The organism is Streptomyces sp. NPDC050121 (genome assembly GCF_044460385.1).
GTDB classification, from domain to species: domain Bacteria; phylum Actinomycetota; class Actinomycetes; order Streptomycetales; family Streptomycetaceae; genus Streptomyces; species Streptomyces soliscabiei.
This window is the reverse complement of the sequence record NZ_JBITJV010000005.1, coordinates 358,121-366,759: the sequence shown is the minus strand read 5'-3', so window position 1 is coordinate 366,759 and position 8,639 is coordinate 358,121. Positions and strand designations below refer to the sequence as shown.

The following is an 8,639-nucleotide window of genomic DNA, read 5'->3' as shown; positions in this document are numbered from 1 at the left end:
AAGGAGCGGACGAGGACCTCGTAGAACACGGCGCGTTTGAACCACTCGGGGTCGCGGTCCTTGGCGGGCGTGTCCTCGAAGGTGTCCGGAACGGGCTCGTTGACGATCATGGTGTGGGTGACCCTCCGATCTGCGGGTTGGACGGTCGCAGGACGGTGAGTACATGCGCGGGCCGGGTGCCCGGTTCGAGGCGCACGTAGTTGGCCCTGCCCCAGTGGTAGGTCTCGCCGGTGAGCTCGTCGCGCACCGACACCGACTCGTGCCAGTCCAGGCCGAGTTGCGGCATGTCCAACGACACCGTCGCCTCCTGGGTGTGGTGGGGGTCGAGGTTGACGACCACCAGAACCGTGTTCGAACCGCTGCTCTTCGAGCTCCTTCTGGAGTAGGCGATCACCGCTTCCTTGTCGGTCGGATGGAAGTGCAGATCACGCAGTCGGTGCAGGGCCGGGTTGGCCCGCCGGATCTCGTTGAGCTTCGTGATCAGCGGGGCGAGACTGCGGCCCTCGCGTTCGGCCGCCGCCCAGTCACGGGGCTTGAGCTGGTACTTCTCCGAGTCGAGGTACTCCTCGCCGCCCTCCTTCAATGGCGTGTTCTCGCAGAGTTCGTAGCCGCTGTAGATGCCCCAGGTAGGGGACAGCGTGGCGGCGAGGACGGCGCGCGCCTCGAAGGCCGGCCGGCCGCCGTGCTGGAGGTAGGCGTGCAGGATGTCGGGGGTGTTGGCGAACAGGTTGGGCCGCATGTAGGAGGCGGCCTCCCCCGAGAGTTCGGTGAGGTACTCCGTCAGTTCCTGCTTCGTGTTGCGCCAGGTGAAGTAGGTGTACGACTGCTGGAAGCCGATCTGGCCGAGCGTGTGCATCATCGCGGGCCGGGTGAAGGCCTCCGCCAGGAAGATCACGTCGGGGTCGCTGCCGTTGATCTCCGCGATGACCCGCTCCCAGAACACCACCGGCTTGGTGTGCGGGTTGTCGACGCGGAAGATCCGCACCCCGTACGACATCCAGTGCCTGAGCACCCGGACGGTCTCGGCGACGAGCCCGTCCAGGTCGGCGTCGAAGGCGATCGGGTAGATGTCCTGGTACTTCTTCGGCGGGTTCTCGGCGTACGCGATCGTCCCGTCCGGGCGGTGGTGGAACCACTCGGGGTGTTTCTGCACCCAGGGATGATCCGGCGAGCACTGCAGGGCGAAGTCGAGGGCGATCTCCAGCCCGCGCTCCGCCGCCCGCTCCACGAACCAGGCGAAGTCCTCGATGGTGCCCAGGTCCGGGTGGACGGCGTCGTGGCCGCCCTCCGGGGAGCCGATCGCCCAGGGCACGCCGACGTCGTCCGGGCCGGGGTCGAGGGTGTTGTTGCGGCCCTTGCGGAACGTCGTGCCGATGGGGTGGATCGGCGGCAGATAGACGACGTCGAAGCCCATCGCGGCGATGGCGGGAAGCCTGCGCGCGGCGGTGCGGAACGTGCCGTGCGGGCGCTCGGGGGTCCCCTCGGAGCGCGGGAAGAACTCGTACCACGCGCCGTACAGCGCCCGCTCCCGCTCCACCAGCAGCGGCAACGGCTCGGAGGCGGTGACCAGATCGCGCAGCGGATGACGGCCGAGGACGGCTTCGGCCTGCGGTGTCAGCGCCGCCGCCAGCCGGGCCGCGGCCGGGCGGGACGCGTCGCGCAGGGCGTCGACCGCGGCCAGCACCACGGTCCGGTCCGGCCCCTGCGGCACTCCGGCGGCCGCCCGCTCGTACAGCCGGGCGCCCTCTTCGAGGACCAGCTCCGTGTCCATCCCCGCGGGGATCTTGATGCGGGCGTGGTGCCGCCAGGTGGCGACCGGGTCCCCCCAGGCCTCCACGGTGTAGGTCCAACGGCCGGTGGTGTCCGGCGTGACGTCCGCGCCCCAGCGGTCGGTGCCGGGGGCGAGTTCGCGCATCGGCGTCCACGGGCCCAGGGCACCGTCCGGGCCCTTGAGGACCACATTGGCGGCGACGGCGTCGTGTCCCTCCCGGAACACGGTCGCCGACACCTGGAACGTCTCACCGGCGACCGCCTTGGCGGGCCGGCGGCCCTGCTGGACCAGCGGGCGGACGTCGAGAACCGGTATGCGCCCGACGGCGGTGTCGGCGACCTCGTCCGAGGAGGCGGTTTCGGCGGGGTGCGCGGGGAGCGCTTCCGGGGTGGGGAGCGCGTCCGTTGTCTCGGGGGCGGGTGTCGCCCTGGTGCGGGGTGTCGGGGGTGCTGACGAGTGGTGCGTGGCGGGCATGACCGCTCCTGTCCGCATCAACGAGGGTGGGCGGATGGATGTGGGGTCGTGTACCGAGGGAGCCTTCCCACCCTGTTCGGGTGTGCAATCCGGCACTTTGTTAACTACTCACGCGTATGTCTACACACAAGACCGGCCTCGTTCGAGGGGAACGAGACCGGTTTTGAGACCCCGTTACCCGGCGGGGAGGACCTGAAGGAGTTTGTCCGGCGAACCGGCTCCCCGACCGGACACCTTCCCGCTCGCCGCCCCCGCTGCCAACGCTTTCGAGACCTCCCCCGGAGTGGCTTTCGGATGGTCGGCGAGATAGAGCGCGGCCGCGCCCGCCGCGTGCGGCGACGCCGTCGACGTACCGGAGTAGACGACCCGGCCCGTGTCGCTCGTGTACGAGGCGGAGGTGATCGACACGCCCGGCGCGAACAGGTCGACGGCCGAACCGTAGTTGGAGAAGGCCGCCCTGGCGTCATTGCTGTCGGTCGCGCCGACCGTGATGGCCTCCCGCACGTCGGCGGGGGAGTGCAGGGCGGCCGGCTGCCCCACGTTGCCCGCGGCGACGGTGTACGTGACGCCGGAGCGGACGGACGTGCGCACGGCGGCGTCCAACGCCGCGTTGTACCCGCCGCCCAGGCTGAGGTTGGCGACGGCGGGCTTGTGCGCGTGCCGGGTGACCCAGTCGATGCCCGCGATGGCCTGCGCGGTGGTGCCCGCACCGGCGTCGTCGAGCACTCGCACCGCGACCACCTTGGCCTTCTTGGCGACGCCCAGGGCGGTGCCCGCGACGGTGCCCGCGACGTGGGTGCCATGTCCGTTGCCGTCGGCGGCGACGCCGTCACCGCCGACGAAGTCCCAGCCGTAGCTCGCCCGGCCGCCGAAGTCGTCGTGCGTGATCCGGACACCGGTGTCGATCACATACACGGTGACGCCCGCGCCCGCGGACCTCGGCCAGTGATAGCTGCCGTCCAGCGGCCGGCTCGGCTGGTCGACCCGGTCCAGTCCCCACGGCGGCGGGTTCCTCCCGACGGCGCCCCCCGCGGCGTCCAGCGTCACCCGGGTGTCCTGCACGACGGACGCCACACGCGGGTCGGCCGCGAGCCGCCGAGCCTGTCTCTCGCCGGCCTCGACGGCGAACCCGTTGAGGACCGTGCCGTAGGTCTGGCTGATTCTCGCCCCGTACGTCCGGGCAAGCCGTCGTCCGTCCTCCGACGACGCGTGCGTGTCCCCCTTCAGCGTCACGAGATAGCTTCCGCCGACGGAGCCGGGCAGACCGGCGCCGAGTATCTTCCCCTCCGGTACGGCGTGCGCGGGCAGGGCGACGGCCGACAGCAGCACGGTCGTGGCGACCGCGGTCAGTCCCCCCACCCGGCGCAGACGCCGCATACGCGTCCGTGCCATGGTTCGCGTTCCCCTCCTCGACTCGACGCGCCCCGCCTTCGCCGGGCACGCCATTGGGCAGCCTCTCGCGGGGCGTGAACCCCCACAAGGTGGCCTCCGGGGGAGAAACAGGGTTTTCGGCCCGTTGCGGAGGGCCTGGGTGGCGCCGGGTCAGGTCACTTCAGCCCGTCTTGCGATTGAGGACGAGGCCGTTCAGGACGAAAAGCGGGGGTCCGGGGGCGGCCAGCCCCCAGCAAGGCCGACACCAGCGCCGGTACCTTTTCAGCAGACGTGGACCCACACCGCCGTGTGTCCATCCAGCGAACGCGCCATGCCGAGGTGGAATGTGAAGGCGATCCGTCGATTCACCGTCCGACCCCTCCTCCCCGAACCCCTCCGCCCGCTCAGCGACCTGGCCCGCAACCTGCGCTGGTCCTGGCACGCGGAGACCCGCGACCTGTTCCAGTCCGTCGACCCCGAGCGCTGGGCCGTCTGCGACGGCGACCCGGTCAGACTCCTCGGCAGCGTGCGCCCGGCACGCCTCACCGAACTCGCCGAGGACCGCCGTTTCCTGCGTCGGCTCACCGCCGCCGCCGACGACCTGCACGACTACATGAGCGGCGACCGCTGGTACCAGGACCAGCCCGCCACCGCAGGGCTCCCCGCCGCCGTCGCCTACTTCTCACCCGAGTTCGGCATCACGGCCGCCCTGCCGCAGTACTCAGGCGGCCTCGGCATCCTCGCCGGCGACCACCTGAAAGCGGCCAGCGACCTGGGCGTGCCGCTGATCGGCGTGGGACTCCTCTACCGGCACGGCTACTTCCGCCAGACCCTCTCCCGGGACGGCTGGCAGCAGGAGCACTACCCCGTCCTCGACCCCAACGAGCTGCCGGTGACCCTCCTGAGGGAGGACGACGGAGCCCCCGCGCAGATCTCCCTCGCCCTCCCGGCCGGCAAACAGCTCCACGCCCGCGTCTGGCTGGCCCAGGTCGGCCGGGTCCCGCTGCTCATGCTCGACTCCGACATCGAGGAGAACGGCCTCGGTGAACGCGGGGTGACCGACCGGCTCTACGGCGGCGGCAGCGAGCACCGGCTGCTCCAGGAGATGCTGCTCGGCATAGGGGGTGTCCGGGCGGTGCGCACGTACTGCCGCCTGACCGGTCACCCGGAACCCGAGGTCTTCCACACCAACGAGGGCCACGCGGGCTTCCTCGGACTGGAGCGCATCGCCGAACTCGCCGACACGGGACTGGACTTCGACTCCGCCCTGGAAGCCGTCCGCGCCGGGACCGTCTTCACCACCCACACCCCCGTCCCGGCCGGCATCGACCGCTTCGACCGCGAGCTGGTCGCCCGCCACTTCGGACCCGACGCCGAACTCCCGCACATGGACGTCGACCGCATCCTGCGCCTCGGCATGGAGACGTACCCGGGCGGCGAGCCGAACCTCTTCAACATGGCCGTGATGGGCCTGCGGCTGGCGCAGCGCGCGAACGGCGTGTCCCTGCTGCACGGCCAGGTGAGCAGGGGGATGTTCGCCGGCCTGTGGCCCGGCTTCGACCCCGACGAGGTGCCGATCACCTCCGTCACCAACGGCGTGCACGCGCCGACCTGGGTCGCCCCCGAAGTGCTCCGGCTCGGCGCCCGCCAGATCGGCAGCGAGCGCGCCGAGGACGCCCTGAGCGTCGGCGGCTCCGAACGCTGGGACGCCGTCGCCGACATCTGCGACCAGGACATCTGGGACCTGCGCCGCGACCTGCGCGAGCAACTGGTGGTGGAGGTACGGCGCCGGCTGCGGGCGTCCTGGCGTCAACGCGGCGCGGGCACGGCCGAGTTGGGCTGGGTCGACGACGTCCTGGACCCGGACGTCCTCACCATCGGCTTCGCGCGCCGCGTCCCTTCGTACAAACGCCTGACGCTGATGCTGAGGGACCGCGACCGGCTGATGGACCTGCTGCTGCACTCCGAGCGGCCGATCCAGATCGTGGTGGCGGGCAAGGCGCACCCGGCGGACGACGGCGGCAAACGCCTCGTCCAGGAACTGGTCCGGTTCACGGACGACCCACGGGTCCGCCACCGCATCGTTTTCCTCCCCGACTACGGCATGGCGATGGCACAGAAGCTGTACCCCGGCTGCGACATCTGGCTGAACAATCCGCTGAGGCCGCTGGAGGCGTGCGGGACCAGCGGTATGAAGGCGGCCCTCAACGGCTGCCTCAACCTCTCCGTCCTGGACGGCTGGTGGGACGAATGGTTCCAGCCCGACTTCGGCTGGGCGATCCCCACCGCCGACGGCGCCGGCACCGACCCCGACCACCGCGACGACGTCGAGGCGGCGGCCCTCTACGACCTCCTGGAACAGCGCATCGCCCCCCGCTTCTACGAACGCGGCCGGGCGGGCCTGCCCGACCGCTGGATCGAGATGGTCCGCCAGACCCTCACCCTGCTCGGCCCGAAGGTGCTGGCCGGGCGCATGGTCCGCGAGTACGTCGAACGCCTCTACGCCCCGGCCGCCCACGCGCACCGGACGATGGCCCCCAGCGCCGCACGGGAACTCGCCGCCTGGAAACAGCGGGTGCGCTCGGCCTGGCACGCGGTGACGGTCGACCACGTCGAGACATCGGCGGCCACCGCCACCGCGGAACTCGGCACGACCCTCGCACTGCGGGTCCGCGTCGGCCTCGGCGACCTCGCCCCCGACGACGTCGAGATCCAGGCCGTCTCCGGCCGGGTCGACGAGGAGGACCGCATCACGGACGCCTCGACGGTCCCGCTGAAACCCACGAGCGGCCCCGACCTGGAGGGCAGGTGGGTGTACGAGGGCCCCCTGTCCCTGGACCGCACAGGCCCCTTCGGTTACACGGTCCGCATCCTCCCGGCCCACCGCCTACTGGCCTCCGGCGCCGAACTGGGCCTACTGGAGATGCCGTCGGGGGATGCGGTGGAGGGGGCGGGGGTGGTGCTGCGGTAACGGCTCTGCCGGGGCGCCGACAAGGGATCGTCGGCGCCCCCGTCCGTCAATCGGTGCTGAGGGTCTCGGTGACACTCGTCAGCGTGGCCGGGGCGGTGCTGGACAGGTTGGTGAACAGGTTGGCTGTGACCGTCCCGCCTTCGGAGACAGCCCACAGGTCGGGTACGCCGTCGCCGTTGGCGTCGGCGGCCTGCAGGTTCAGCGCGGCTCCCGTGTTCCACCCGGTGGCCACCGTATAGGCGGTGTACGTGAGGCTGCCGGTGTCGGGGTCGGCGGCCAGGTTCTCCCACAGGTCGAGCTCGCCGGTGGCCTTGTTCCACAGGAACATCGCGGTGCCGCTGCCGCCGTCCGCGGTGGGTAGCTGCGTGGTGGCGATGGTCCAGTCTTTCCAGTCCGCGGTGCCGTCGGGGGTGGTGACGTCGAGCGCGACGGGGAAGTAGAGGCCGGCGTTGAAGCCGCTCAGGTAGAGGTTGAGGGCGTAACCGTTGGCGCCGTCACCGGAGATGCCGATGAGGTCGGGGAACCCGGTGCCGCGGCCGGAGGTGTTCCCGGCGTTGGCGAGCTGGACGGGGTCGTCGCCGTAGACGTCCTGCAACGAACCACCCCGAATGTAGGCACCGTTCCCGCTGACCGGATTGAGCGGTGAGCCGTCTCCGCTGCCTTTGACGATCATGCCGGTGCCCGCGTAGGGGCCGGCTGGGAAGTAGACCAGCACATCCTGTTCCGCGCCGCCGGTGAAGCGTCCGGTGATGACCGACGAGCCGTCGAAATCCGAGGACGAGCCGATGGAGCCACGGCCGTCGCCGTTGACGCCGATGTCGGTCGGAGAGCTGCTGACGTGCCCGTCACCGGTGCCGGGCGCCAGCCACAGACCTGACGGGAAGCCGTTCTGCGCGCCGACGGTGACCAGGTCGGGGACGTTGTCGCCGGTCAGGTCGCCGTCGGCCTGATTGGTCGAGGGCGCGTCCGAGATGATGAAGATGGTCGTCGTCTCACCGTAGTTGCCGCCTGCGGACAGACTGGTGACCGACAGGGTGTTGGTGTGGCTGGTCGGGGTGACCGTGATGGTGGCGTTGCCGGAGGCGTCGGCGGTCACGTCTACCGACGGACCTCCGTTGAGCTGATAGCGGTAGCGGCTCGGTACGGTTCCGCCGCTGGGCGCGCTCACGGCGATGCTCAATGGCTGTCCGATGGTGGAGGCCACGGGTTCGGAGATCACGGGCGCACCCGTACGCGTCGGATCGAAGGAGAAGTGGCAGACGGTCGACCAGTCGCCGGTGTGCTGGGAGTCGGTGGCCCGGACCTTCCAGTCGAACTCGGTGATGGATCCGCCTGCCGCCGACTCGAGCGTTTCCCTCCGGACGACGTAGCCGGCATTTTGGCCCGAAGCCGCCGACACTCGCACTTCTGCGATCGGGTCGTCGGATTCGCTGCCGTGCGGCGACAGGCGGAAGTCGACGCCCAGGATCCCGCCGTCTGGGTCCGCGACCTTCGCGAACAGAGTGACGTCGCCGTCGCCCACGATGGTGTCGCCGTCACAGGAGGTGATCGGGGAGGTGTGCAAGTCGGTCGGAGCGGCTGGACGGTTGTCATGCGTCGAGGCGGACGCCGCGGTCGGCTGGACGATCCCTGCAGCCGCAATCAGCAAGCCGAGCGCTGCCGTTCCTGTGACGGCACGTCTGCGGCGGGGCCTGTTCGAGGAGGACGAGTGCACGAAGTCGTCGCCTTTCCGAGGGGGCCGAACGGCCCCGAACGGAGTCAAGCTACGGCATGGCGAACGTGAGTTCGAAGTGGTTTCGGCGGGCCGTCCGCGTTGGTCACGTCGACGGACCGGTGGGGAGGTATGCGGACCGGAACTGATTGGCCAAACCCCCTGGCCAAGCACCCGCCACCCTGCCGCACGGTGGTGGGCCTGTTCCCCCGAAGCCCGTCGTACGACGAGGACGACCCCGAGTGCGTACCGGATTCGCCGCCTGTTTGGGCGCGGGTGGTGGAGATCGGGTGACCGAGTGACGGCGTTCCGTGGTGAATGTCCTGTGATCATGTTCACTT

4 protein-coding genes are annotated in these 8,639 nt (G+C 70.6%); 1 reads left to right on the top strand and 3 read right to left on the bottom strand.

Annotated elements, in window-relative coordinates; translation table 11 throughout:
• Window positions 1-106: 106 nt before the first annotated feature.
• Together ACIBTS_RS11200 and ACIBTS_RS11195 are read right to left on the bottom strand one after the other, a co-directional pair.
• Entirely contained in the window at window positions 107-2,245 is a 2,139-nt protein-coding gene (locus tag ACIBTS_RS11200) for an alpha-1,4-glucan--maltose-1-phosphate maltosyltransferase (RefSeq protein ID WP_399318414.1), read from the bottom strand.
• A 174-nt stretch (window positions 2,246-2,419) separates the two neighbouring features.
• Window positions 2,420-3,637: a S8 family peptidase gene (locus ACIBTS_RS11195; protein WP_399318412.1), complete on the bottom strand. Its 1,218-nt coding sequence runs from the start codon at window positions 3,635-3,637 to the stop codon at window positions 2,420-2,422.
• A 325-nt stretch (window positions 3,638-3,962) separates the two neighbouring features.
• On the opposite strand from ACIBTS_RS11195, the gene ACIBTS_RS11190 reads away from it, so the two are divergent.
• Window positions 3,963-6,587: a glycosyltransferase family 1 protein gene (locus ACIBTS_RS11190; RefSeq protein WP_399318432.1), complete on the top strand. Its 2,625-nt coding sequence runs from the start codon at window positions 3,963-3,965 to the stop codon at window positions 6,585-6,587.
• Between the two features lie 46 nt (window positions 6,588-6,633).
• Here the strand turns inward: ACIBTS_RS11190 and ACIBTS_RS11185 are convergent, their stop codons facing one another.
• The gene (locus tag ACIBTS_RS11185; RefSeq protein WP_399318410.1) at window positions 6,634-8,151 is read right to left on the bottom strand and encodes a hypothetical protein; all 1,518 of its coding nucleotides are present in this window, start codon (window positions 8,149-8,151) and stop codon (window positions 6,634-6,636) included.
• Window positions 8,152-8,639: the final 488 nt, after the last annotated feature.